General features: G+C 60.8%; 24 protein-coding genes, 2 pseudogenes and 1 riboswitch. Of the genes and pseudogenes, 11 read left to right on the forward strand and 15 right to left on the reverse strand.

What is annotated here, in order from left to right; genetic code table 11:
- Positions 1 to 12 precede the first annotated feature (12 nt).
- The 3 genes from PSH80_RS22070 to PSH80_RS22080 all read right to left on the reverse strand — a co-directional run bounded on the left by PSH80_RS22070 (position 13) and on the right by PSH80_RS22080 (position 4682).
- Positions 13 to 1887, reverse strand: coding sequence for a DUF1302 domain-containing protein (locus tag PSH80_RS22070; protein ID WP_057958477.1), 1875 nt, complete (start codon positions 1885 to 1887; stop codon positions 13 to 15).
- A gap of 335 nt (positions 1888 to 2222) precedes the next feature.
- Positions 2223 to 3905, reverse strand: coding sequence for a fatty acid--CoA ligase (locus PSH80_RS22075; protein WP_057438159.1), 1683 nt, complete (start codon positions 3903 to 3905; stop codon positions 2223 to 2225).
- A 147-nt stretch (positions 3906 to 4052) separates the two neighbouring features.
- Positions 4053 to 4682, reverse strand: a complete 630-nt coding sequence (locus tag PSH80_RS22080; RefSeq protein ID WP_057438156.1) for a LysE family translocator — start codon at positions 4680 to 4682, stop codon at positions 4053 to 4055.
- 84 nt (positions 4683 to 4766) lie between these two features.
- Here PSH80_RS22080 and PSH80_RS22085 point away from each other — a divergent pair, with 84 nt between their 5' ends.
- The 3 genes from PSH80_RS22085 to PSH80_RS22095 all read left to right on the forward strand — a co-directional run bounded on the left by PSH80_RS22085 (position 4767) and on the right by PSH80_RS22095 (position 7607).
- A complete protein-coding gene (locus tag PSH80_RS22085; RefSeq protein ID WP_128592808.1) occupies positions 4767 to 5732 on the forward strand; it encodes a 2-hydroxyacid dehydrogenase in 966 nt (321 codons plus the stop codon).
- 31 nt (positions 5733 to 5763) lie between these two features.
- Complete coding sequence (locus PSH80_RS22090; RefSeq protein ID WP_057958474.1) at positions 5764 to 6762, forward strand: class I SAM-dependent methyltransferase; 999 nt, start codon at positions 5764 to 5766, stop codon at positions 6760 to 6762.
- Positions 6763 to 6813: 51 nt separating this feature from the next.
- A riboswitch (yybP-ykoY riboswitch) is annotated at positions 6814 to 6933 on the forward strand.
- 89 nt (positions 6934 to 7022) lie between these two features.
- A complete protein-coding gene (locus PSH80_RS22095) occupies positions 7023 to 7607 on the forward strand; it encodes a TMEM165/GDT1 family protein (RefSeq protein ID WP_057438151.1) in 585 nt (194 codons plus the stop codon).
- A 126-nt stretch (positions 7608 to 7733) separates the two neighbouring features.
- Here the strand turns inward: PSH80_RS22095 and PSH80_RS22100 are convergent, their stop codons facing one another.
- A complete protein-coding gene (locus tag PSH80_RS22100; RefSeq protein ID WP_057958473.1) occupies positions 7734 to 8552 on the reverse strand; it encodes a M48 family metallopeptidase in 819 nt (272 codons plus the stop codon).
- Positions 8553 to 9947: 1395 nt separating this feature from the next.
- On the opposite strand from PSH80_RS22100, the pseudogene PSH80_RS27480 reads away from it, so the two are divergent.
- Both PSH80_RS27480 and PSH80_RS27485 read left to right on the forward strand, forming a co-directional pair.
- A pseudogene (locus PSH80_RS27480) lies at positions 9948 to 10004 on the forward strand (hypothetical protein); the annotation flags it as partial.
- A gap of 201 nt (positions 10005 to 10205) precedes the next feature.
- A complete protein-coding gene (locus tag PSH80_RS27485) occupies positions 10206 to 10910 on the forward strand; it encodes a methyl-accepting chemotaxis protein (protein ID WP_370693750.1) in 705 nt (234 codons plus the stop codon).
- A gap of 130 nt (positions 10911 to 11040) precedes the next feature.
- On the opposite strand, the gene PSH80_RS22110 is transcribed toward PSH80_RS27485, so the two are convergent.
- From PSH80_RS22110 to PSH80_RS22120, 3 genes are read right to left on the reverse strand one after another with little or no spacing between them, the layout of a single operon-like run.
- Positions 11041 to 11661, reverse strand: coding sequence for an SOS response-associated peptidase (locus tag PSH80_RS22110; RefSeq protein WP_057438144.1), 621 nt, complete (start codon positions 11659 to 11661; stop codon positions 11041 to 11043).
- Positions 11662 to 11697: 36 nt separating this feature from the next.
- The gene (locus PSH80_RS22115; RefSeq protein ID WP_057444473.1) at positions 11698 to 11958 is read right to left on the reverse strand and encodes a putative signal transducing protein; all 261 of its coding nucleotides are present in this window, start codon (positions 11956 to 11958) and stop codon (positions 11698 to 11700) included.
- Positions 11959 to 11969: 11 nt separating this feature from the next.
- On the reverse strand, positions 11970 to 12152 hold the full coding sequence (locus PSH80_RS22120) for a CPXCG motif-containing cysteine-rich protein (RefSeq protein WP_057438139.1): 183 nt from the start codon (positions 12150 to 12152) through the stop codon (positions 11970 to 11972).
- 144 nt (positions 12153 to 12296) lie between these two features.
- Between PSH80_RS22120 and PSH80_RS22125 the strand changes: the two genes are divergently transcribed.
- Positions 12297 to 13460 (forward strand): 1-acyl-sn-glycerol-3-phosphate acyltransferase, encoded by a 1164-nt coding sequence (locus PSH80_RS22125; RefSeq protein WP_169959755.1) that lies wholly within the window; start codon positions 12297 to 12299, stop codon positions 13458 to 13460.
- 128 nt (positions 13461 to 13588) lie between these two features.
- Here PSH80_RS22125 and PSH80_RS22130 read toward each other — a convergent pair whose 3' ends face one another.
- Positions 13589 to 13846: a hypothetical protein gene (locus PSH80_RS22130; RefSeq protein ID WP_305418317.1), complete on the reverse strand. Its 258-nt coding sequence runs from the start codon at positions 13844 to 13846 to the stop codon at positions 13589 to 13591.
- 184 nt (positions 13847 to 14030) lie between these two features.
- Here PSH80_RS22130 and PSH80_RS22135 point away from each other — a divergent pair, with 184 nt between their 5' ends.
- The gene (locus tag PSH80_RS22135; protein ID WP_008434269.1) at positions 14031 to 14240 is read left to right on the forward strand and encodes a hypothetical protein; all 210 of its coding nucleotides are present in this window, start codon (positions 14031 to 14033) and stop codon (positions 14238 to 14240) included.
- Positions 14241 to 14297: 57 nt separating this feature from the next.
- On the opposite strand, the gene PSH80_RS22140 is transcribed toward PSH80_RS22135, so the two are convergent.
- Positions 14298 to 14885, reverse strand: coding sequence for a YajG family lipoprotein (locus PSH80_RS22140; RefSeq protein ID WP_029291738.1), 588 nt, complete (start codon positions 14883 to 14885; stop codon positions 14298 to 14300).
- Between the two features lie 170 nt (positions 14886 to 15055).
- On the opposite strand from PSH80_RS22140, the gene PSH80_RS22145 reads away from it, so the two are divergent.
- Both PSH80_RS22145 and mqo read left to right on the forward strand, forming a co-directional pair.
- Entirely contained in the window at positions 15056 to 15292 is a 237-nt protein-coding gene (locus PSH80_RS22145) for a hypothetical protein (protein ID WP_057958468.1), read from the forward strand.
- 733 nt (positions 15293 to 16025) lie between these two features.
- Positions 16026 to 17534 (forward strand): malate dehydrogenase (quinone), encoded by a 1509-nt coding sequence (mqo, locus tag PSH80_RS22150; RefSeq protein ID WP_057958467.1) that lies wholly within the window; start codon positions 16026 to 16028, stop codon positions 17532 to 17534.
- Positions 17535 to 17637: 103 nt separating this feature from the next.
- Here mqo and PSH80_RS22155 read toward each other — a convergent pair whose 3' ends face one another.
- The 3 genes from PSH80_RS22155 to PSH80_RS22165 form a co-directional block, all read right to left on the reverse strand.
- Positions 17638 to 17925: a PA4642 family protein gene (locus PSH80_RS22155; protein WP_038443313.1), complete on the reverse strand. Its 288-nt coding sequence runs from the start codon at positions 17923 to 17925 to the stop codon at positions 17638 to 17640.
- Positions 17926 to 18048: 123 nt separating this feature from the next.
- Positions 18049 to 18516 (reverse strand): WbuC family cupin fold metalloprotein, encoded by a 468-nt coding sequence (locus tag PSH80_RS22160; RefSeq protein ID WP_057438127.1) that lies wholly within the window; start codon positions 18514 to 18516, stop codon positions 18049 to 18051.
- A 3-nt stretch (positions 18517 to 18519) separates the two neighbouring features.
- Positions 18520 to 19077, reverse strand: coding sequence for a hypoxanthine-guanine phosphoribosyltransferase (locus tag PSH80_RS22165; RefSeq protein WP_057438125.1), 558 nt, complete (start codon positions 19075 to 19077; stop codon positions 18520 to 18522).
- Positions 19078 to 19240: 163 nt separating this feature from the next.
- Here PSH80_RS22165 and upp point away from each other — a divergent pair, with 163 nt between their 5' ends.
- On the forward strand, positions 19241 to 19879 hold the full coding sequence (gene upp / locus PSH80_RS22170; RefSeq protein ID WP_029291751.1) for a uracil phosphoribosyltransferase: 639 nt from the start codon (positions 19241 to 19243) through the stop codon (positions 19877 to 19879).
- Positions 19880 to 19881: 2 nt separating this feature from the next.
- A complete protein-coding gene (locus PSH80_RS22175; RefSeq protein ID WP_057958466.1) occupies positions 19882 to 21156 on the forward strand; it encodes a uracil-xanthine permease family protein in 1275 nt (424 codons plus the stop codon).
- Between the two features lie 130 nt (positions 21157 to 21286).
- Here PSH80_RS22175 and hisC read toward each other — a convergent pair whose 3' ends face one another.
- The 3 genes and pseudogenes from hisC to hisG all read right to left on the reverse strand — a co-directional run bounded on the left by hisC (position 21287) and on the right by hisG (position 24423).
- A complete protein-coding gene (hisC, locus tag PSH80_RS22180; RefSeq protein WP_057438123.1) occupies positions 21287 to 22339 on the reverse strand; it encodes a histidinol-phosphate transaminase in 1053 nt (350 codons plus the stop codon).
- Between the two features lie 3 nt (positions 22340 to 22342).
- A pseudogene (gene hisD, locus PSH80_RS22185) lies at positions 22343 to 23660 on the reverse strand (histidinol dehydrogenase).
- Positions 23661 to 23787: 127 nt separating this feature from the next.
- Entirely contained in the window at positions 23788 to 24423 is a 636-nt protein-coding gene (gene hisG, locus PSH80_RS22190; RefSeq protein WP_003188599.1) for an ATP phosphoribosyltransferase, read from the reverse strand.
- Positions 24424 to 24504 lie beyond the last annotated feature (81 nt).

Consider the following 24504-nt stretch of genomic DNA (forward strand, 5'->3'; position numbering starts at 1 on the left):
AATGCAGTGTACTTAGAAGTTCGCGCCGAAACTCAGGGCCACGAAATCGCGGTCAACCGAGGTGTTGTAGTCGCCACCAAAGAAGTTGGTGTAGGCCAGACTCGCCGTGTAGGTGTTCTGGTATTCCGCGTCCAGCCCCAGGCTCACCGCTTTGCGACCTTCTTCAAAGTTGCCGCCAGGACCTGGCGAGTAACCGTTCACATCATGGGACCACGCCACGTTAGGCTTGAGGTTCACGCCGGCGAAGACATCCGGGTATTCCCAGATTGCCCGGCCACGGTAGCCCCAGGAAGTGGCGGTAGTGAAGCCATCATTGTTGCAATTGGCAGTAAGGTTGCTGGCATCGGTGCCAGGTCCGGCACCGGCAATTGTTCCGCCGTTAAGCGTTGCACAAAGAGCGCCTTGCCCAGGGCCATACACCGGATCACGCCCGTAACGTGCTTTGTTACTGCTTTCCAGGCCACCGACGTGGGTCACGCCCACTTCACCGACCAACGTCAAGCGACTTGCTCCCATCACTTGATCGAAGAAGTGCGTAAAGGTCGTCTGGAACTGGGTAACTTCCTTACGCCGGTAGCCGTTCAGATCCTGGTCAGCAGAGCCTTTAAGTGGCGAAGCGTCCCCCAGGCCCAACAGCGGCGTTACGCCCGCATACAAAATATCGGTGGTATTGAGTTGCACTGGCGCATTCGGCCGATAGCTCAATTCACCACTCCAGGCGGTCCCTGTCGCCAGCGTGGTGGAGAAGCTCAAGCCATACAGCCGAATATCCTCCGGGTACTCGACAAAGTAGCTGGAGTTACCGGCCACAATGAGAGGACGCAACTGACTGGCGCCAGGTGTAAACGTCAATGCGTTAGCTGCTGCGTAGGTCGCAGCGGAGGCGCCCCTGGCGCTGAAAATCGGCGCACGGCTGTGATAGTTCATGAAATACGCGCCGAACTCAGTATCCAGCGGCTCAAAGTTGTAGTGCATCGCCACGCCGAACTGACCGCTATCACGTGCGTCGCGATCAGGGCCACGCTTGACCAGCACACCCTCCTCATTGATGTTCACGCCAAACGCGTTCATCAACGGCAAACCACCGCCCGCCGCGATCACTGAACGCTTGCTGAGCAAGCGCAAGTTATCGTTGCAGCCGTCAGCAATCACATCCGGCTGCGAGAAGAATGTCCCGCAGTTGTCGGTGATCGTCTGATCCCATTCCAACTGGTAGAACGCTTCTGCCGACAGGTTATCGGTCAAGGATTGCGACACGTAGAACATGTTGACCGGAATCAGGCCTTCCTTGATTTCGGCGCCCGGACGACGGAACGCAGACACGTCGATCGGGTTGACGGAGTTGATACCACCGCCAATGAAAGTACTTTCACCCCAGCTCACTACTTGCTTACCAAAACGCACCGAACCCGGCGCATCGGCAATGGAGTAGTTGTGGTAGATGAACGCATCGAGAATCTGCCCGCCGGAAGACTTGGCGCCCTCTTTGCGATTGTGGTCGCTGATGTCCTTGAACTCGCGGCCTTCATCCTTGAGTTCGAAGTCGTACCAGTATTTGCCACGCACGAATACACCGGTATCGCCGTACTTCAGTTCCAGGTCATGGATGCCCTTGAAGATCTTCGAGAACGTCTCCCCGCGCTTGAAGTTCAAGTGACCGTCATCGGAGGTCTGCGACAGCCCCTTGCCACCGTTGTTGACACCAATCAGGTCGCGATCGGGCTTGGCCGTGCTCCAGCTGGCCCCCACCGACAGGGACGAGTCGAAGCTGCCTTCGACCTCACCAATGTTGAAACTGACGCCGAATGCGGGCCCGGCGAGGGTCGAGGCAAGACTGACCGCCAGGGGTAATCTCGCCCGGCGCCAGAACTGATTTACTGAGGTCATCGACGCTACTCCATGTGCATTTTATTGTTATGGCAGTGAGCCTTTTCAAACACGCTTGTAACGGCCGGAATACAACGATTCCAATGCCAGACAGCCACCGGACCACCCAGGACCGCAGCGCCGCATCCTTGAAAAACTCTGGGAGGGACTATAGCCAGCAGGGGGTACCGCTTGATCCCTCTAAAGTGTGATTTGCATCACCAACCCGTCTGCGACAGCCCTTTCGCCATGTCAGCGAGGGCTGACGCAAAAGAGGATGGCTGAAATTCGGCAAATGACAAGGCGAAGGCTTGTAATAGAGCATTGCCGTGCCCGAACGGGCACGGCACAAGGGCTCAGAGCGTGGACAGGAAGGTGCTGTTATTGGCCTGCCATTCAATGATGTCGATACGGATACGTTTCTTGTCCAGCTTACCGACGCTGGTCTTGGGAATTTCCGTAACAATGGCAATCTGACTTGGAATTGCCCACTTGCTCAGGTGGCCCTGCTCGACATACGGCTTGAGGTGTTCCTTGAGTTCGCGGGCGCCAATCCCGTGGCCTTCACGGACCACCAACAGGGCAAACGGACGCTCGCCCCACTGCGGGTCGGCAATCCCGACCACCGCTACTTCGCGTACCGCCGGGTGACGGCTGACCAGGTCTTCAAGGGCCAGGGATGAAATCCACTCGCCGCCGGTCTTGATCACGTCCTTGATACGGTCGCGAATGTCGATCACACCGAAGGCATCGAGGGTGGCCACGTCGCCGGTGTGCATCCAGCCGCCTTCCCAGAGTTCGGCGCCCTTCTGCGGCTCGTTGAAATACCCCTCGCTGAGCCATGGCGCGCGCAGCACCAGTTCGCCCTGGGACTCGCCATCGGCCGGGAGGAAGTTGCCGTCCCCGTCGATGATCGCGGCTTCCACCAACGGCCCCGGCACACCGGCCTTGATCCGGTAGGTGGTGCGCTCGTCTTCGCTGCCGGCCATCAGTTCTTCGTTGAGGTGGGCACAGGACACCAGCGGGCCGGTCTCGGACATGCCATAGGCCGCTGTCAACTGGATGCCACGGGCCTTGGCTGCTTCATACAGCGAGCGGTTGAGGGCGCTGCCGCCAATCACGATTTTCCACCCGCCAAAATCCACGCCCTGGGCGGCCTTGGCGTTGAGCAGCATCTGCAGGATGGTCGGCACACAGTGGGAGAACGTGACCTTCTCTTTGCGCCACAACTCCACCAGGTATTCCGGGTCGTAGCGGCCGGGGTAGACCTGCTTGAGGCCGAGCATGGTCGCCACATACGGCAAGCCCCAGGCGTGGACGTGGAACATCGGCGTGATGGGCATGTACACATCGTTGGTGCCCAGCAGGCGCACGCTGTCGACGCTGCCCATGATGGTCGCCACGCCGATGGTGTGCAGCACCAGTTGGCGGTGGGTGAAATACACACCCTTGGGGTTACCGGTGGTACCGGTGGTGTAGAAGGTGGTAGCCACCGAATGCTCGTCGAAGTCCTCGAAGGTGTAGTGCGTGCTGGCAGCGGCCAATAGCGTTTCGTACTCGCCTACCAGGTTGGGCAGATCGGCGGTTTTCTCGTCGCCATCGGTCAGCAGCAGGGTTTTGTCGACGGTGGTCAATTGGCCGGCAATGGCCTGGTACAGGCCGACGAACTCGCTGTTGACCAGCACAAAGCGGTCCTCGGCGTGGTTCATCGTGTAGAGGATCTGCTCTGGCGACAGGCGCACGTTGATGGTGTGAATCACCGCGCCAATCATCGGAATGGCGAACATGCATTCCAGGTAACGGTGGCTGTCCCAGTCCATCACGGCCACGGTATCACCGGCCTTGACCCCGGCTGCGGTCAGCACATTGGCCAGGCGGGCGACGCGTTCGATCAGGGTGGGGTAGGTGTAGCGCAGCTTGTCGCGGTAGACGATTTCCCGGGTTTTCTCGTAGCGCGCACCCGACATCAACAGGCGCTTGATCAACAGCGGGTATTGGTAGGCGCCTTCGGCGGGCGGGATAACACGAGTCTGCAACATACGAATCCCTTTTTATGACTGCACGGTCTTGGCTAAAGGATTTGCACTGTAGAGACCTTGCACGCCGGCCAAATCAGCCGAAGGAATGATTTGCAGAGCCGGATGAATGCTAGCTTTACGCCAGCATTCATTCAGCCAGCGGCGCCTTTAGCGCTCGGTGAGGGCCACTTTCACGCCAATGGCAATCAGCACCGCACCCATGCTCCGATCAAACCAATGGCCCATGCGCGCAAACCCGGCGCGCACGCGCTGTTGGCTGAACAACATGGCCACCATGCAGAACCACAGGGCGGTAGCCACGGCCAGGTACAGGCCATAACCGGCCTGGATGGCCAGCGGCGTGTGGGGGTTGATCACCACGGTGAACAGCGACAGGAAAAACAGCGTGGCCTTGGGGTTCAGGCCATTGGTCACAAAGCCCGAGGTAAAGGCGCCGCGGGCACTGCGCTCGCCCACTTCGCGGTGCAAGTCTTCTTCACTGGCAGGCTTGGCCGGCTGCGCCCGCAGGGCTTTGAAGCCGATATACAACAGGTAGGCCGCCGCCGCCCATTTCAAGGCGTTGAACAGCACGATGGACTGGGACACGATCAAACCGATACCGAGCAACGAGTAGCCAACGTGAAGGAAAATCGCCGAACCGACGCCCAACGCCGTCCAAGTGCCGGCACGCCGGCCATGGGTAACGCTCTCGCGTACCACCACGGCAAAGTCCGGCCCGGGGCTGGCCACGGCCAGCAGGTGAATCAACGCCACGGTCAAAAACTCGGTGAGGTACATGCACACTCCAAGAAGTAACTGATTATTTCATCTGGTAGGCTCGGCAGATTACGCCTTCGAACCCTGTCGCAAAAGGTACAGTTGATGACGAACAATCGCCGCGCCGTCTTCCTTGATCACCCTTCCCTGGACCAGGGGGACCTTGACCTCAGCGGGTTGCGGGAGACCTTCAGCGACTTGCAGTTGTGCGAACAGACCTCGGCCGATCAAGTGGTCGAGCGCCTGCAAGGCGCCCAGGTAGCGATCAGTAACAAGATCCTGATCAACGCCCAGACGATGGCCGCCTGCCCTGACCTGAAACTGATCCTGATCGCCGCCACCGGCACCAACAACGTCGACCTGGCCGCCGCCCGCACCCAGGGCATTACCGTGAGTAACTGCCAGGGTTACGGCACGCCGTCAGTGGCGCAACACACGATCATGCTGCTGCTCAACCTCGCCACGCGCCTGAAGGACTATCAAAAAGACGTCGATGCCGGGCTGTGGCAGCAAGCCAAGCAGTTCTGCCTGCTGGACTACCCGATTGTCGAGCTGGAAGGCAAAACCCTGGGTTTACTGGGCCATGGCGAACTGGGCGGCGCCGTCGCGCGTCTGGCTGAAGCCTTTGGCATGCGCGTAGTGCTGGGCGCCATCCCCGGTCGCCCGCCCCGCGCAGATCGGGTGCCACTGGACGAACTGCTGCCGCAGATCGACGCCCTGACCCTGCATTGCCCGCTCAACGAACATACGCGGCACTTTATCGGCGCCCGCGAACTGGCGCTGCTCAAGCCGGGCGCGTTCGTGGTCAACACCGCACGCGGTGGCCTGATTGATGAACAGGCCTTGGCAGACGCCCTGCGCGGCGGTCATCTGGGGGGCGCGGCCACCGATGTGCTGAGCGTCGAACCGCCGACCGCCGGCAACCCGCTGCTGGCGAGCGACATCCCACGGCTGATCATCACCCCACACAGTGCGTGGGGCAGTCGCGAAGCGCGGCAACGGATCGTCGGCCAATTGACCGAAAACGCCCGGGGCTTTTTCAGCGGAGCACCGCAGCGCGTCGTCAGTTGATAAACTGCGCTCCTTTTTCAGGGAACAGACCATGGATCCGCGCAGTGAAGTACTGCTTCGTCAGGCCGAACTTTTTCAAGGCAATGTGTTACTGGCCGGCCTGCCCGCCGACGACCTGCTGGGCCGCCTGCCCAATGCCCATGGCTGGTGCTGGCATGCGGGCGATCAGGCGGCGCTGGATGCGCGGTTTGCCGAGCGCAGCCATTTCGGGGTGAATGTACCGCAGCGTGCCTTCGACACAGCCGTGGTATTCCTGCCCAAGTCCAAGGACCTCGCCGACTACATCCTCAAGGCTGTGGCGGCACGGCTGTCGGGCGCCGAGTTGTACCTGGTGGGCGAAAAACGCGGCGGCATCGAAAGCGCCGCCAAGCAACTGAACGCCTTCGGCAAACCACGCAAGCTCGACAATGCGCGGCACTGCCAGCTGTGGCTGGCCACCGTGGCCGACGCCCCGGCAGCCCCCGACCTGGCAAGCCTGGCCGAGGTCTTTGAAGTGCCACTGGCCGACGGGCCGCTCAAGGTCGTCAGCTTGCCCGGCGTGTTCAGCCATGGCCGCCTGGATCGCGGCACCGCGCTTTTGCTCGAACACCTGGACAAGCTGCCCAGCGGTCATCTGCTGGACTTCGGCTGTGGCGCCGGCGTGCTCGGCGCGGCGGTCAAGCGGCGCTATCCGCACAACACCGTGACGCTGCTCGACGTGGACGCCTTCGCCACCGCCAGCAGTCGCCTGACCCTGGAGGCCAATGGCCTGGAAGGCGAAGTGCTGACCGGTGATGGCATCGACGCCGCGCCCATGGGCCTGGATGCGATTCTGAGCAACCCGCCGTTCCATGTCGGGGTGCATACGGATTATTTCGCTACGGAAAACCTGCTGCGAAAAGCACGCCAACATCTGAAAAACGGTGGCGAACTTCGGCTAGTTGCCAACAGCTTCCTGAAGTACCAACCACTGATCGAAGAGCATCTGGGCGTGTGCGCAGTCAAGGCCGAGGGCCAGGGTTTTCGCATCTACCGTGCCAAGCGCGGCTGACGGGCGTTTGAAAAAGAACGCTTGCCGAATGGATTTTGCCAAGGCAGAATCCGCTCCGTCCTAGGGGAGTAGTCTCCCACGAGCAACATGCTCGTCCGGCATACGTCAACATACTTGGTCAGCAGACCATGGCGTATGCGACCCAGGAGTCCGCACAGACGGACCGGGGTTTGACAAGACCTATGACACGCACACCTTACCCGGGGCGGGAAGGCTGTACGTGTCATAGCCGTGTCGACCCGCCCCTGGAAACCTACCTGATGCTGGATTCACTCCTCGTTCCTACCGCAATCGTTGCCTTGGCCGAAATCGGCGACAAGACGCAATTGCTCGCGCTCATCCTCGCCGCACGCTTTCGCAAACCCTGGCCGATCATCGCCGGCATCATCGCCGCGACCCTGGCCAACCACGCCGCCGCCGGTGCCGTGGGTGCCTGGTTTGGCAGTTTCTTCTCGGATGCGGTGTTGCACTGGATACTCGCTGCGAGCTTCTGCGCCACGGCCCTGTGGACCCTGGTGCCGGACAAGCTCGACGATGACGAGGCCAGTACTTCACGCAAGTTCGGGCCGTTCCTGACCACGCTGATTGCGTTCTTCATCGCAGAAATCGGGGACAAGACGCAGATCGCCACGGTGATGCTGGCGGCGCAATACCCGGAGTTGTGGCTGGTGATTATCGGTACCACCCTGGGCATGCTGATTGCCAACGTGCCGGTGGTTCTGGCGGGGAATTTCGCCGCGGAGAAACTACCGCTGACCCTGATTCGGCGCCTGGCGGCCTCGGCGTTCTTTATCCTGGCGCTGGTGGCGGTGTACAAGGCCATGCAAAGCAGCGGCTGGTTGTAACCCTTTGCAAATGTGGGAGCTGGCTTGCCTGCGATAGCGCTGTATCAGTCACGTATTAATTAACTGAACCACCGCTATCGCGAGCAAGCCCGCTCCCAGCTTTGGATCGTCACAAGGCCTGGATTATCAGGACTTCTTGGCCTGCTGGTACAACGGCATCACCTTGGGAATCGCCGCCTGCAACGAGGCGATCCGGCTGCTGGAGGCCGGGTGGGTGCTCATGAACTCAGGCGGTGCGCCTTCGGAGGCCTTGGCCATTTTGTTCCAGAGCGTGATGGCCGCGTTCGGGTTGTAACCGGCGCGGGCCGAGAGTTCCAGGCCGATCAGGTCGGCTTCGTTCTCGTTGCTGCGGCTGTTGGGCAAGGTCATGCCGTAGTTGGCCACGGTATCGGCCAGCGCCATGCTGTCCTGGCCCAGGCCCAACAATGCGCCGGCGCCCTGCTTGGCCATCTCGATGCCGTAGGCCTTGGACATGGCTTCGCGGCCATGTTCACGCAGGGCGTGGGCAATTTCATGGCCCATGACCGCCGCCAGCTCATCATCGGTCAACTTGAGGGTGTCGATCAGCCCGCTGTAGACAAATATCTTGCCGCCAGGCCCGCAGTTGGCGTTCATCTCGTCGCTTTTGATCAGGTTCACTTCCCACTTCCACTGCGCCGCATCCGGACGGAAGGTGGGAGCCTGGGCGATCAGGCGCTTGGCGATAGCCTGCACACGTTTGGCGTTGGTGCTGGTCTTGTCCAGCAGGCCCTTGCCACTGGCTTCGCCAAGGGTCTGCTGGTACGACTGCGCGTACATCTGGTCGACTTCCTGGCTCGACAGCATGCTGAACATGTACTGCTTGCGCTCCACACCCACGGCGCCGCCACTGGTGGTGTTGACCGACTGGCAACCGGCGAGCAGCAAGGCTGCGCTCAATGCCGTTACCGCCAAATATTTTTTCATGCGCCTTCTCCCTGAAATTATGGCGCATATCCTAGGCCCTCCCTTGTATCTGCGCCAGATACACCTGACGCATAACCGCTGATTTCAGACATCCCCCACGCCCACAACCATTCTATAAACGACACCCCTGATTCTTTTACAGGGCAGCACCTCATGTCTGCAGCGCCTGTGGCCGATATAAGAAAACAGATGATGCCCTAAGCGCCCGGAGCTTCCATGAAATTCAAGTCGATTCAGTTTTCTGTTGCGGCATTGGCCGGGGCCATCGTGCTGAGCGTCGTGGCGGCCCTGGTGCTGTACGCGCTGTTCGCCGGCGCACGGACCCAGGACATGGTGCAGGCACGCACCCAGGCGCAATTCGAGCAGATCATCGAGCAACGGCTCACGGCACTCGCCCACACTCAAGCCACACTGATCCAGCGCGAACTGGAAGCGCCACTGGTGACCGCCAAAGGCCTGGCCACCACCAACGCACTGATGGGCATGAAAGACGCAAACGGCGGCGCCCCATTGCAGGTCAGCCGCGAACAACTGATCAACCTGCTGCACGAAACCGTGGTGCGCAACCCGAAAGTCCTCGGCTCCTATATCGCCTGGGAACCCAATGCCATCGACCACAACGACGCCAACTACCTGAACACCGCCGTGGTTGGCATAGAGCCCACAAACGGGCGCTTTATGCCCTGGTGGTTCCGCAACCAGGACGGCAGCCTGGGCCTGGAAAAACTCGCCGACCTGACCGACCAGAAAATTCTCTCCACCGGCATCCGCGCCAGTGAGTACTACCTCTGCTCCAAGGAAACCCAAAAACCCTGTGTCATCGACCCCGCGCCCTATCGCGTAGGCAATACCACGGTGATGCTGGCCTCGTTTATCGAGCCGATCATGATCGACGCAAAGTTCCAGGGCATCGTCGGCGCCGATCTGTCGGTTAACTTCATCCAGGAAATGCTGACCGCTGCCGACCAGAAGCTGTACAACGGTGCCGGCGAAATGGCGCTGATTTCCAACAATGGCCGCCTGGTCGCCTATACCAAGGACGCCAGCAAGCTGGGAGAGAAAGCCAGCGACCTGTTCGACAAAAATACAATCGATCACCTCAACCAGCCGAACGTCGGCGAAGTCCGCTACGACGTCGACCAGGCCCAGGGGCTGATCGAGTTGTTCCTGCCCTTCAACATCGGCCAGACCGATGCGCGCTGGACCTTGATGCTGCAACTGCCGTTGGGCACGGTGATGGCCGACTTGCAAGCGCTGCAGGGCGACCTGGACGCCCAGCGCAAAACCGATATCTTCGGCATGACCATGGTTGGTCTGGTGATTGCCGGCATCGGCCTGCTGGTGATCTGGCTGGTGGGGCATGGCATTGCCCGGCCGCTCAAGCAGATGGTGGCGATGCTCAATGACATCGCCCAGGGCGAAGGCGATTTGACACGCCGCCTGACCAGTGACCGCGCCGACGAACTGGGCGCGATTGCCGCCGGCTTCAATACCTTTCTGATCAAGCTGCAGGGCATGATTACCCAGGTGGTCAGTTCGGTGCAGAAAGTCAGCGATTCGTCGGAACACACCGCCGACATCGCCATCCGCACCAACCTCGGGGTGCACAAGCAAATGGTCGAGATCGACCAGGTCGCCACCGCCGTGCACGAGATGACCGCCACCGCCCAGGACGTGGCCCGCAATGCCACCCAGGCCGCACAAGCCGCCACCCATGCCGACCAGGCTGCGAGCCAGGGCATGCAGATTGTGCGCGACACCTCCACGTCCATCGGCGCCCTGGCCCTGGAGATCGGCAAGGCAGTGGGCGTGGTCCAGACCCTGGCCAAGGACAGCGAGAACATCAATGCCATCCTGATTGCCATCCGCGGCATTGCCGAGCAGACCAACCTGCTGGCCCTCAACGCCGCCATCGAAGCTGCACGGGCTGGCGAACAGGGCCGGGGCTTTGCGGTAGTGGCCGACGAGGTGCGCAACCTGGCGCAGAAAACCCAGAAGGCCACCGAAGAAATCCAGGCCATGATCCAGCAATTGCAGCAAGGCACGCGGGACGTGGTACGGGTCATGGAAGACAGCCAGCAGCGTACCGATGAAAGCGTGCAGCACGCGGCCAAGGCGGCCCAGGCCCTGGAGACCATCACCCAGGCCGTGTCGGTGATCAATGACATGAACACGCAGATTGCCAGTGCGGCAGAGGAACAGAGTGCGGTGGCCGAGGACATCAACCGCAATGTGATCAATATCGGCCAGGTGGCCAATGAGGTGGCGGGCGGTGCCGATGAGTCCAGTGCTGCCAGTGCGGGGCTGACCCAGTTGGCGGAGCAGCAGCGGCGGTTGATCAATCAGTTCAAGGTATAAAGGTTTCAGCGGCCTTCAGGGCCGTATCGCAGGCAAGCCAGCGCCCACATTTGAAGGTATTCACCCATCAAAATGTGGGAGCTGGCTTGCCTGCGATGGCGCCAGCGAATCCCCCACTCAACCCCCAGCCTCAACCCGGGGTCAAACACTCCGGCCCATTGAGCTTCGGATCATTGACCATGTTAGCCAGCACCCGCTCACGCAACGCCGCCGGCTCACCGGCCAGCAACCCCTGCAACACATGCAAAGGCGTCTCGGGATCGAGCCAGGCTTCCTGCCCCGCCGCATCCAGAATCAGCGGCCGGCGCTGGCTCTGCGCGGCCTGGGTCACCACTGCCGCGCTCAACCACACCTGCTCCTGCACCGGATAAGCCTCCCAGATCGCCGCAAAGAACAGCGTCGAGCCCTCCCCCGGCGTGAGCCAGTACGGCCGCTTGCGCTGGGTGCCACGCCATTCATAAAAGCCATTGGCTGGCAGCAGGCAGCGGCGCAGGCGAAAGGCCTCGCGAAACATCGGTTGTTCGGCCAGGGTTTCGGCGCGGGCATGGGCCGGGGTGCGGGACAGATCAGTCAACCAGGGGGGCGTCAGCCCCCAGCGGGCCCGCGCCAGGGTGCGCTGGCCGTCGGTAGCGCGCTGGATCAGCACCGAATCATTGGGAGAAATATTCCACTGGGCCTGTTGATCCGCCGGGAACCCCGGCAAGGCAGCGAAGGCGGGGTTCCAGCGAAACAGGGCATAACGTCCACACATGGGGCAACACGACTCTTGGGTAAACCGAACGACAGCCTAACAGACCAGCACGTCGGGGTAGCTGTCGGGTTCATCGCCGGGTAGCGGTTGGGCGCCGATATAGGCGGTAATCAACTCGCGGGCTTCACCAGCCTGGTCGTTCTCCACTTCCAGGCCCAACAGGCCGAAGATCGGCAGTTCACCCGTACCACCCAGCAGATGGCGCCCCACCAGATGGGCGTCGATACCTTCGCTGGCGAGCATTTGCTGCAGCAACTCGCCCTCCATCAGGTTTTCCGGTTCGTAGATTCGTTGCATGGCTGCCCCCCTTATTCATTCTCGCTGCGCACTTCGAGCATCCATTCCTCGCCGTGGACCTGCAGGTAGAAATTGATCGGCCGACAGCACACCTGGCAGTCCTCTATATAGTTCTGGTCACCGCCGGACAAATCCACAGATGTCTCGACCTCTTCACCACAATAAGGACAATCGTACAGCGCAGGTTCTAGCATCGCGGTCTCTCCCAGGTGACTTGTGCGTATAATCGCCGGTCTATTTGCAGGGCTTTTTCGTTTGATGCCATTTGTTCAGACCTGCCCTGTCACTTATCGATCCAAACCTTTACTTACCCTAGCCGTTTCTAACAAGAGAGCATGATGGGCGAATTCGATACCATCCGACCTTACAACGACAGCGAAGTCCCGGCAGTACTGGCCCGGCTGTTCAGTGACAAGGCCTTTCTGGACATCCTGACCCACTTTCGCTTCCCGCGCTTTGCCGGCGCCTTCGGCTGGCTGCTCAAGCCGCTGATCGCCCAGAAGCTGCGCCGTGAGTTCGCCGGTGTGACCACCGTCGCCACCTTGCAGGACAAAGTCGAGTTTTACGTCGACCACACCATCGACCGGGCGACCGACGGCGTCACCTATACCGGGGTCGAACAGCTCAAGTCCGGTACGGCCTATGTTTTCCTGGCCAACCACCGCGATATCGTGATGGACCCGGCCTTCGTCAACTATGCGGTGTACCACGCCGGCCTGCCAACACCGCGCATTGCCATCGGTGACAACCTGCTGCAGAAGCCGTTTGTCAGCGATCTGATGCGCCTGAACAAGAGTTTTATCGTACATCGCTCCATTACCGGGCGACGCGAGAAGATGGCGGCGTACCAACTGCTGTCGGCCTACATCAACCATTCGATCCGTAACGACTGCCAGTCGATCTGGATTGCCCAGGCCGAAGGCCGCGCCAAGGATGGGGATGATCGCACTGAGTCGGCGATCCTCAAGATGTTCCATATGAGCCGCAAGGATGAGCCGTTTGCTGACGTCATCCTGTCGCTGAACCTGACGCCGGTGTCCATCAGCTACGAATACGACCCGTGCGACGCGGCCAAGGCGCGCGAACTGTATATCCGCGCCACCACCGGCACCTACGCCAAAGCGCCAGGTGAAGATGACGTGAGCATTGCCCTGGGCATCACGGGCTACAAGGGCCGGGTCCACGTCAACTTCGCGCCGCCGATTGTCGAGCGTTTTGAAGACACCAAACAGTTGGCCATCGAGATGGACCGACAGATTCTGGGGGGCTACCGGTTATTTCCCGTGCATTACCTGGCCTACGCACAATGGAGCGACGCCGACCCGCAATTGCAGGTGCCGACGGCTGCCGAGGTGTTCCCGGCGGACGAGTTGGCCAAGGCGAAAGCAGAGTGGGAGCGACGCTTGAATGCCTGCCCGGCGGAGCACCGACCGTATCTGGTGCTGCAATATGCGATGCCGGTGCGTAATCAATATCGGGTTAAAGCAGGGATTGTCCTGTAAGCCAATAGCGTGAACAACACAATGTGGGAGCGGGCTTGCCCGCGATGGTGGTGGGTCAGTTGATAACTATTTGACTGACACACCGCTATTGCGAGCAAGCCCGCTCCCACAGTGGTTTTGGGGTATTTTTACAATTGAGTGCTGAGCCAGGAGGTCACTAACGCCAGCCCGATACAGGCAAACCCGAGGCGGTAGCCCAGGCGATGACGGCGCTCGGTACGCACATCCAGAAACAGCATCGGCTGGTCGATCGCCCGCTCTTCACTTTGCGCGGCAAGTTGGGCCATCGCCCGCTGCTCCCGCAGGCGGGTCACAAACAGCAGCCCGGCGCCGGGGCAGGCAATCAACAATGCAGTGGTATTTAGCAGTAATGCCGGCAGCGACATCAAAAAACCTCGGTGTAACAGTGACCGGGTGTCCATCCAGATACAAACCTGAACGGACTGCGCCCTCCTGCGCATCACAGCTCCCTCCCCCATTGACGACTACTGTATCGAGTAATTTACAGCGTCACCTGAACGTCACCTTAACAAGCCACTCTGTTGCCCTTCGCACACAAGGGAGCTTGTCATGTTGCACGCGCAGAACCAGGATCGGCTGTATCTGATCGCCCCCAGCGATGAGCAAGAGGCGCTGGTCGGCGGCCTGGCGTTCAATGTCCAGGACCGGCACTGGCTGGTGTATTGCGCCCTCGGCGGGCACCAACATGCCGACCTGCCGGAGCTGGACCTGCTCACAGGCGTGAGTGTGCTGGACTTTTATGTCGAAACGGCGGCATGAAGAGCGCAGACACAAAAAAGCCGGGCCCGTAACGGGGCCCGGCTTTTTTACAGCTGATTATTGCGAGCTGAGGATCTGGCCGATGCTTGGATCCTTGAACAGACGCGTCAGGGCGTCACTCAACACGTCGCTGACCAGCTTGGTGTTGGTTTCCTGGTTCGGCGCCATGCCGAAGCGCTGGTCCAGGGACGCACCGTAACGGCCGCTGTAGCGACGGTTGCCGGCCGACACATCAGAGCGGAAGGTCGCACCGATGGTGGCTTCGGTCACGTACAGGCCTTCCTTGGGCGACTGATACTTCAGCTCTGCCAGGGTCACGGTCAGTTGCGGCGCGCCAGGCGAGTTGCTGGTCGGGGTGAAGCCCAGCAGGCGCACAGCCGCTTCGGCCTGGGCTTGCAGCTTGGGCAGCACGTCGGCGCCGGTCACCGTGATGGCGCTGGTTTCCGGGTACAGGCCACCGCGGGTGCCCAGGGTCGGCGACGGACGACCGTCAACCACCCGCACCGAGACCGGCTGGCCATGGCCTACAGGCGCCAGCTGGGTGGTGAGCTTGGGTTGCGGGCTGAGTTGCTGCGGGCTGTGGGCGCAGCCAACCAGGGTCAAGCTGGTCACAGTGATCAAACCGAACAACAGGCGTTGCAACATGCTTTTCTCTCCAGAAATCAGGTACCGACAGCCGAGCAGTATAGCGGTGCGCCGCTGCCGGGAACTAGCGTCAGTTACAACCTCAGACACAGGCCCGCCGGCTGCGGTTCAGTGTCACCGATATGTCATGCTGGGCTGGCATGCTTGGCCCCATTATCAGGAGGCCCACCATGTTCGACTTTCTCTGGCGCTTATTCGCACGCAAGCCCGCCTTTCGACACTTTGCCCTGCTCGACGCGCAAGGTCGTTGCCAGGCATTCAAGCACTGCAGCCAGCCACCGGTGGGTGGAGGCTGGGTCGAAGTCGAGGAGATCCGCTTGAGCTGGATGCACCAGCCACTGCCCGCCCGCGCCCGCATCAGCCCGCGCCGCGCACGGTCATCACACCGCCTGCCGTTGACCGCCTGACCGAAGCGCTAATAAAAGTCATAAAACACGTCCATTTCCCTGCAGTTCTTCGCTACAATCTCCCCCCGATTATAAGGACGTCTCCTGATCGGGCCTCGCAGCATCGCTAATGCTCCGGTATTAGCTCCCCCGCACCGCCCACAGAGAGCCGCCCACACAGATCGAGTGAAGCTGGCGAGCTGGCTGTTTTGTCTGCAAACCTGCGCCTTTACCGAATCTGCCAGAGCTGCCATTGCGCTCGGCCACTTGAGTTGTTTGCCCGTTATGCCGCGTGTCGGCAGTGATTTCGGGCCAGGTGCCAGGCTGGGGCAGCCCTTTTTTGAGGTTCACGTCTTCAAAAGAGCGTGAAAAAAACGGGTTTTCACAACTTCACAAGAGTGTGGCGAGCAAATGAATAGTTTTGCGTTTGTACAAGCACCATCAACGTCTGGCACTGCCCAACCACACAGGACCGAGTACTCCTCAAAAACCGGAGCTTGAAGCCTGTCCGCTACGGATTTGGTTGCACGATCGGACGTACTTGACCATAAGTCGAATTGCCACAGGGGCCCTTAAATGCGTTCATATGCAGATAAGGCCTGGTCGGCAGCGTCCGCTGAAGTTGCAAAAAAATTGCGAAGAATCGGACATGGCGATCCTGGCCATGGGTAACCTGGGGCATTACGTGAACCGCCCCGTCACTCCTGGCAGCCATGCCGTCAATTTGGTGCTGCAGATTTTGGAGACGCGTTAAATGGCGCATAACGAAGCAGTCGACGTAGTACTGGTAGGTGCGGGCATCATGAGTGCCACCCTCGCCGTACTGCTCAAGGAGCTCGACCCCGGCCTCAAGCTGGAAGTCGTTGAGCTGATGGATTCGGGTGCCGCGGAGAGTTCCAACCCGTGGAACAATGCCGGTACCGGTCACGCCGGGCTGTGCGAGCTGAACTACACCCCGCAGGCGGGTGACGGCTCCATCGACATCAAGAAAGCCGTGCACATCAACACCCAGTTTGAAGTGTCGAAGCAGTTCTGGGCGTACCTGACCAAAAAAGGCACCTTTGGCTCGTCCAAGTCCTTTATCAGCCCCGTGCCGCACCTGAGCTTCGTGCAGGGCGAAAAAGGCGTGTCGTTCCTCAAGAAACGCTTTGAAACCCTCAGCCAGCACCACGCGTTCTCGGATATGCACTACACCGAAGACCGCGCAGAAATGGCCGAGTGGATGCCGCTGATGATGCCGGGCCGCCCGGCCGACGAGAAAATCGCCGCGACCCGCGTGATGAACGGTACCGACGTCAACTTCGGCGCCCTGACCAACCAATTGCTCGCGCACCTGAGCAGCTCGGCAGATGCCCACGTCAAGTACAGCAAGCGCGTTACCGGCCTCAAGCGCAATGGCGCCGGCTGGACCGTGAGCATCAAGGACGTCAACAGCGGCAACACGCGCAATGTCGACGCCAAGTTCGTGTTCCTCGGCGCTGGCGGCGCGGCCCTGCCGCTGCTGCAAGCCTCGGGTATTGAAGAAAGCAAAGGTTTCGGCGGCTTCCCGGTCAGCGGCCAGTGGCTGCGTTGCGACAACCCGGAAGTGGTCAAGCTGCACCAGGCCAAGGTCTACAGCCAGGCGGCCGTGGGTTCGCCACCGATGTCGGTGCCGCACCTGGACACCCGCGTGGTGGATGGCAAGAAATCCCTGCTGTTCGGGCCATACGCTGGCTTCACCACCAAGTTCCTCAAGTTCGGCTCGTTCCTTGACCTGCCCATGTCGATTCGCCTCGGCAATATCGGCCCGATGCTGGCCGTGGCCCGGGACAACATGGACCTGACCAAGTACCTGGTCAGCGAAGTGATGCAGTCCATGGAGCAGCGCCTGGAATCCCTGCGCCGCTTCTATCCCGAAGCCAAAGCCGAGGACTGGCGCCTGGAAGTGGCTGGCCAACGGGTGCAGATCATCAAGAAGGATCCGAAGAAAGGCGGCGTGCTGCAATTCGGTACCGAGTTGGTCGCGGCCAAAGACGGTTCGCTGGCGGCGCTGCTAGGTGCGTCCCCAGGGGCGTCGGTGACCGTTTCGATCATGCTGGAACTGATCGAACGCTGCTTCCCGGCCCAGGCGGCCGGCGAGTGGGCGGCCAAGTTGCAGGAGATCTTCCCGGCCCGGGAAAAAGTCCTGGAGACCGATGCCGAGCTGTATCGCAAGATCAGCGTGCAGAACAACATCAGCCTGGAACTGGTTGAGCAAGGTAGCGAGGCCGAAAGCTACGCTTGAGGTCGTGACGCGTAGCGTCACCGGATGCATTCCCACGCAGAGCGTGGGAACGATCGCCCCGCTCTCGTGATGAGAACGGGGCGTTTTTTTATGTCCTGGCTATTCAGCCGCGAGCGATTTTGATCAGCTCGATGTACTCGTCCGCGTTGCGCTGGTCCTTGATCAGATCGACGAAGGTCTGGCCATGCTCGTCCTTACCGTCGAGGTCCAGCCCGGCTTCCTTGAAAAAGCCCAGGAACCGCTCGAAATCGTCGATGCGCAGGCCGCGATAGGCTTTGATCAGCTTGTGCAGGGACGGTGAGGTGGCGTCGACCGGTTCAAAATCCAGGAACAGCTTGATCTGATCGTCGCCGATCTCGTCACCAATCACTTGTTTCTTATCTTTACGCATTGCCGACTCCAGCCTGCAGACATGTACACGGGGGTAGAAGTCTACCTGCGGGACACAAGGTTCGGAAGCCACGAAGCTCTAATGTGGGAGCGGGCCCCACCCACCTTTTTTCCGCTGCCAGGTTCAATCGAACTGGGCCAGCATCCAGCGATGATACTCAGCCATGCCGGCTTCGCCTTCCCGGGGTGCCCAGGTCGCCAGTTCGCCCTCGCCCACCGGGCGATAAGGGCCTGCCTTGCACTCGAACATCACCGTGTCTGGCTCAAGCACCACCAGACCGTGGAAAACCCCTGGCGACAGATCAACGCCCTGGCAATCGCCACCGGCCTGCAAGATGCGCCGCTCCAGAACCGCGCCAGACTCGCTGAAAATCAAAATACCCAGGCGCCCCTTGAGTACCAGCAGGGTCTCGGCCTTGTCAGCGGTGAGATGACGATGGGGCTGCACATAGGTGTGTGGCTGCAAACCGACAGCCATGCGATGGCACGGCTCTTCCATCTGGTGGAAGTTGACGTTCTGCCGGCCACGGGGGTTGGCGGCGGCTTTCTCGGCCAATTCGGCAAACAGCGACTGATCAAGAAAACGCGCCACGACTTACATCCCCTTCACAGCAAAGATGCCATTGGCATTGCGCCAGTAGCCTTTGTAATCCATGCCGTAACCGAAGATGTAGCGGTCGATGCACGGCAGGCCGACGTAATTGGCCTTCAGGTCCGGGCGGGCCTTGCGGTCGTGGTCTTTGTCGATCAGCACGGCGGTGTGCACGTTGCGCGCGCCGGCGTGTTTGCAGAAGTCGACAATCGCGCCCAGGGTGTGACCTTCGTCGAGGATGTCGTCGATGATCAAGACGTCGCGGTCGATGAACGACACTTCCGGCTTGGCTTTCCAGAACAGGTCGCCGCCACTGGTTTCATTACGATAGCGCGTAGCGTGCAGGTAGGACGCTTCCAGCGGGAATTGCAGATGCGTCAGCAATTTGCCGGCGAAAATAAGACCGCCGTTCATCACACAGAACACCACCGGGTTGGTTTCAGCCATTTCACGGGTGATGTGCGCGCCGACCTTGGCGATAGCCTCTTCGACTTGTGCTTCGGTGTACAGGCAGTCAGCCTCGCGCATGATTTGACGGATATGCTCGAGATCAGCGGACATGGCGCTCTCCAGGGGTACTGTGGCAAGAAAAGCGGGCGAAGGTACGCCTCTGGGACGCAACGTTCAAGCCTTTATGGACTAACGTACAGGTTGTCTATAGGACAACACCCTCGGATAGATTAATCTAGGCCGGTTTTTTTGCCCGCCGCCGGAGCCTTTCCCCATGCCCATCCGTGAGATCCGCCACCCGCTGATCCGACACAAGCTCGGCCTTATGCGCCGCGCCGACATTAGCACGAAGAACTTCCGTGAGCTTGCTCAGGAAGTCGGAGCGTTGCTCACCTACGAAGCCACCAAAGATTTACCCCTGGAAAACTACGAGATCCCCGGTTGGTGCGGTCCCGTCCAGGTCGAGAAAATCGCTGGCAAGAAAATTACCGTGGTGCCGATCCTGCGCGCCGGTATCGGCATGCTTGAAGGCGTGCTGAGCCTGATCCCGGGCGCCAAGGTCAGCGCTGTGGGCGTAGCCCGCAACGAAGAAACCCTGCAGGCCCACACCTACCTGGAAAAACTCGTCCCCGAGATCGACGAGCGCCTGGCGATGATCATCGACCCGATGCTGGCCACCGGCAGCTCCATGGTCGCTACCATCGACCTGCTGAAGAAAGCCGGTTGCAAGGATATCCGCGCCATGGTGCTGGTAGCGGCACCCGAAGGTATCGCCGCCGTAGAAAAAGCTCACCCGGATGTCGTGATCTACACCGCGTCCATTGATGAGCGCCTGAACGAGCACGGCTACATCATTCCGGGCCTGGGCGATGCTGGCGACAAGATCTTCGGCACCAAGCAGAAGGACGCGTGAACATGCAGGATGAATTCAACGACCCGCTTTGGCGCCAGATCCTGTCTGGCGCACAAATGCTCTTCGTAGCATTTGGCGCGCTGGTGTTGATGCCGCTGATCACAGGTCTTGATCCAAACGTTGCACTGTTTACCGCAGGCCTTGGCACGTTGTTGTTCCAGATTGTCACCGGGCGCCAAGTGCCGGTGTTCCTGGCATCGAGCTTTGCGTTTATCACCCCGATCATTCTCGCCAAGGGCCAGTTCGGCCTCGCGGCGACCATGGGCGGGGTGATGGCGGCGGGTTTCGTCTATACCTTCCTCGGCCTCGCCGTGAAGATCAAGGGCACCGGTTTTATCGACCGGCTGCTGCCGCCCGTGGTGATCGGACCGGTGATCATCTCCATCGGCCTGGCCATGGCGCCGATTGCCGCGAACATGGCAATGGGCAAGTCGGGCGACGGTGCCGAGTTGATCCCTTACCAGACGGCAATGCTGATCTCGATGCCGGCGCTGCTGACCACGCTGATCGTGGCCGTGTTCGGCAAGGGCATTTTCCGCCTGGTGCCGATCATTGCCGGGGTGCTGGTGGGTTTTGGCATGTCGTTCTACTTCGGCGTGGTCGACACCGCAAAGATCGCCGCCGCACCGTGGTTTGCCCTGCCCCACTTCACCGCGCCAGAATTCAACTGGCAGGCGATTCTGTTCATCGTCCCGGTGGCCCTGGCGCCGGCCATTGAACACATCGGCGGCGTGATTGCCGTGGGTAGCGTGACCGGTCGTGACTACCTGAAAAAGCCCGGCCTGCATCGCACGCTGTTGGGCGATGGTATCGCCACCACCACGGCTGGCCTGTTCGGCGGCCCGCCCAACACCACTTACGCCGAAGTGACCGGCGCGGTGATGCTGACCAAGAACTACAACCCGAAAATCATGACCTGGGCGGCGGTATTTGCCATCACCCTGGCCTTTGTCGGTAAGTTCGGCGCGCTGCTGCAAAGCATTCCGGTGCCGGTGATGGGCGGGATTCTGTGCCTGTTGTTCGGCTCGATTGCCGCGGTGGGGATGAACACCCTGATCCGTCACAAGATCGACCTGGGTGAGGCGCGCAATCTGGTGATTGTGTCGGTGACCCTGGTGTTCGGGATTGGCGGTGTGCTGATCGGCACCGGTACCGGTCCCGATGATTTCGGCCTGAAGGGCATCGCCCTCTGCGCCGTGGTAGCGATTGGTTTGAACCTGCTGCTGCCGGGCAATGATGGCTGGAAGCACAAGAAGCCGGACGAGCCGTTGCTCTAAAGGCTACGGAGTGTCGGTGTAGCTGATGGCCTCATCGCGGGCAAGCCCGGCTCCCACATTGGAATGCATTTCCATGCGGGAGCCGGGCTTGCCCGCGATGCGGCCCGTCCAGCCCATATAGATTCAAGCCTTAAAGATCACCCAAACCATCAATCAACGCCTGGTTCTGCTCAGGCGTCCCGATGCTGATCCGCAGGAACTGGGCAATCCGCTCCTGCTTGAAGTGCCGCACGATCACCCCTTGCTCCCGCAACTTGGCCGCCAGGCCGGCCGCGTCGTGCCGTGGGTGGCGGGCAAAGATGAAGTTGGCCGCTGACGGCAACACCTCAAAGCCCTTCTCTCGCAACTGCGCCACAAGCGTCTCGCGGCTATCGATCACCAGTTGGCAGGTCTTCTCGAAGTATTCACGGTCTTCGAAGGCCGCCGCCGCGCCGACAATCGCCAGGCGATCCAGTGGATAGGAGTTGAAGCTGTTCTTGACCCGCTCCAGCGCCTCGATCAGGTCCGGGTGGCCCACCGCCAGGCCTACCCGCAAACCGGCCAGTGAGCGCGATTTGGAGAGGGTCTGGGTCACCAGCAGGTTGGGGTAGCGGTCCACCAGGCTGATGGCGGTTTCGCCGCCGAAGTCGATATAGGCTTCATCGACCACCACCACCGAATCCGGGCTGGCCTTGAGGAGTTGCTCCACCGCGTCCAGCGCCATCACGCAGCCGGTCGGCGCGTTCGGGTTGGGGAAGATGATCCCGCCGTTAGGCTTGGCGTAGTCCGCCACGCGGATCTGGAACTGCTCGTCCAGCGGCACCGGGGCCGAGGTGATGCCATACAGCCCGCAGTACACCGGGTAGAAGCTGTAGCTGATGTCCGGGAACAGCAGTGGCAGGTCGTGCTGGAACAGGCCGTGGAAGATATGCGCCAGGACTTCGTCGGAACCGTTACCGAGGAATACCTTGCTCCCATCCACCCCGTAGTACTTGGCCACGGCCTGCTTGAGCAGGTCGCTGTTGGGGTCGGGGTACAAACGCAGGTTGTCGTTCAACTCGGCCTGCATCGCTGCCAGCGCCTTGGGCGACGGGCCGTAGGGGTTTTCATTGGTGTTGAGCTTGACCAGCTTGGTCAGCTTCGGCTGCTCGCCGGGCACGTAAGGCACGAGGTCCTTGACGAAAGGGCTCCAGAATTTGCTCATGTCTTACTCTCCCTTGACGATGCGGTATTCGGCGCTGCGGGCGTGCGCGCTCAACGATTCACCACGGGCCAGCACCGAGGCGGTCTTGCCCAGCTCGGAAGCACCTTGTGGCGAGCAAAAGATAATCGACGAGCGCTTCTGGAAGTCATACACCCCCAGCGGCGACGAGAATCGCGCTGTGCCGGAGGTCGGCAACACGTGGTTGGGGCCCGCACAGTAGTCGCCCAGGGCTTCGCTGGTGTGGCGGCCCATGAAGATCGCACCGGCGTGACGAATCGACGGCAGCCAGGCCTGTGGGTCGGCCACCGACAGTTCCAAATGCTCGGGGGCGATGCGGTTGGCCACTTCGATGGCCTGCTCCATATCACGCACCAGGATCAACGCACCCCGGCCATTGATCGACTTCTCGATAATCTCGGCACGCTCCATGGTCGGCAGCAGCTTATTGATGCTCGCCGCCACCTTGTCGAGGAACTCGGCGTCGGGGCTGACCAGGATCGCCTGGGCGTCTTCGTCGTGCTCGGCCTGGGAGAACAGGTCCATGGCAATCCAGTCAGGATCGGTCTGGCCGTCACACACCACGAGGATTTCCGAGGGGCCAGCGATCATGTCGATACCGACCTGGCCAAACACATGGCGCTTGGCAGTGGCAACGTAGATGTTGCCGGGGCCGACCACCTTGTCGACTTTCGGCACGCTTTCGGTGCCATAGGCCAACGCGGCGACGGCCTGGGCCCCCCCGATGGTGAACACGCGGTCAACGCCGGCGATGCAGGCAGCGGCCAGCACCAGTTCGTTGATTTCACCGCGCGGGGTCGGGACCACCATGACCACCTCGGTCACGCCCGCCACTTTGGCGGGAATGGCATTCATCAGCACCGACGACGGGTATGAAGCCTTGCCGCCCGGCACGTACAGGCCGGCGCGGTCCAGCGGTGTGACTTTCTGGCCCAGCACCGTGCCATCGGCTTCGGTGTAGCTCCAGGAGTCCTGTTTCTGTTTTTCGTGGTAGCTGCGCACCCGCGCCGCTGCGACTTCCAGGGCTTCGCGCTGCGGCCGCGGTGATGCGCGTCAGGGCCAGTTCCAGGCGTTCGCGGGGCAGGATCAGGTCGGCCATGGACTTGACGTCCAGGCCGTCGAACTGGCGGGTAAAGTCCACCAGCGCCGCATCGCCGCGCTCGCGCACGGCCTTGATGATGTCGAGCACCCGCTGGTTGACCGAATCGTCGGACACACTTTCCCAGCTCAGCAGATGATCCAGATGATGGGCGAAATCCGGGTCGGCAGCGTTGAGTCGGGCAATTGCAGTGGACGTGGTCATAGCGAGGGCCTCAATAGAATTGGCAAAAACTCAGGCGCCCTAAACTAGCAGTCGTTTCCGCTTGGGCACCTGAGAATTCTGGCTATGAGGCGGATAGACGGGCGCGACCTAGGGCCGCGCAGGTGAGTCAACCGCGGTGTCGAGACTCCACTGCCTTGCGCAGGGTGTCGATCAACGCCTGGATCCGGGCGTGTTGCATTTTCATCGAAGCTTTGTTGACGATCAGGCGAGAGCTGATGTCAGCGATAAAGTCCTGGGGTTCCAGGCCATTGGCGCGCAGGGTGTTGCCGGTGTCGACCACGTCGATGATCTTGTCGGCCAGGCCGATCAGCGGCGCCAGCTCCATCGAGCCATAGAGCTTGATGATATCGACCTGACGGCCTTGCTCGGCGTAATAGCGCTTGGCGACGTTGACGAACTTGGTGGCTACCCGCAGGCGGCCTTTTGGCTCGACGTCACCGACACGGCCGGCGGTCATCAGCTTGCACAGGGCGATACGCAGGTCCAGCGGCTCGTACAGGCCCTGGCCGCCGTATTCCATCAGCACGTCTTTACCGGCGACACCGAGGTCGGCGGCGCCATGTTCAACGTAGGTCGGCACGTCGGTAGCACGCACGATCAACAGGCGAACGTCGTCCTGGGTCGTGGGGATGATCAGCTTGCGGCTCTTGTCCGGATTCTCGGTCGGCACGATGCCCGCTTCAGCCAGAAGCGGCAAAGTATCGTCAAGGATGCGGCCCTTGGACAGTGCGATGGTCAACATGGGAAACGTCAATCCTTCATCAGGCTATTGCTGTCCGGTCGCAAATGGCGCCAGACACAGATCGAGGCCATTACAGCCTCG

This window comes from Pseudomonas sp. FP818 (assembly GCF_030687335.1).
Lineage (GTDB): Bacteria > Pseudomonadota > Gammaproteobacteria > Pseudomonadales > Pseudomonadaceae > Aquipseudomonas > Aquipseudomonas shahriarae.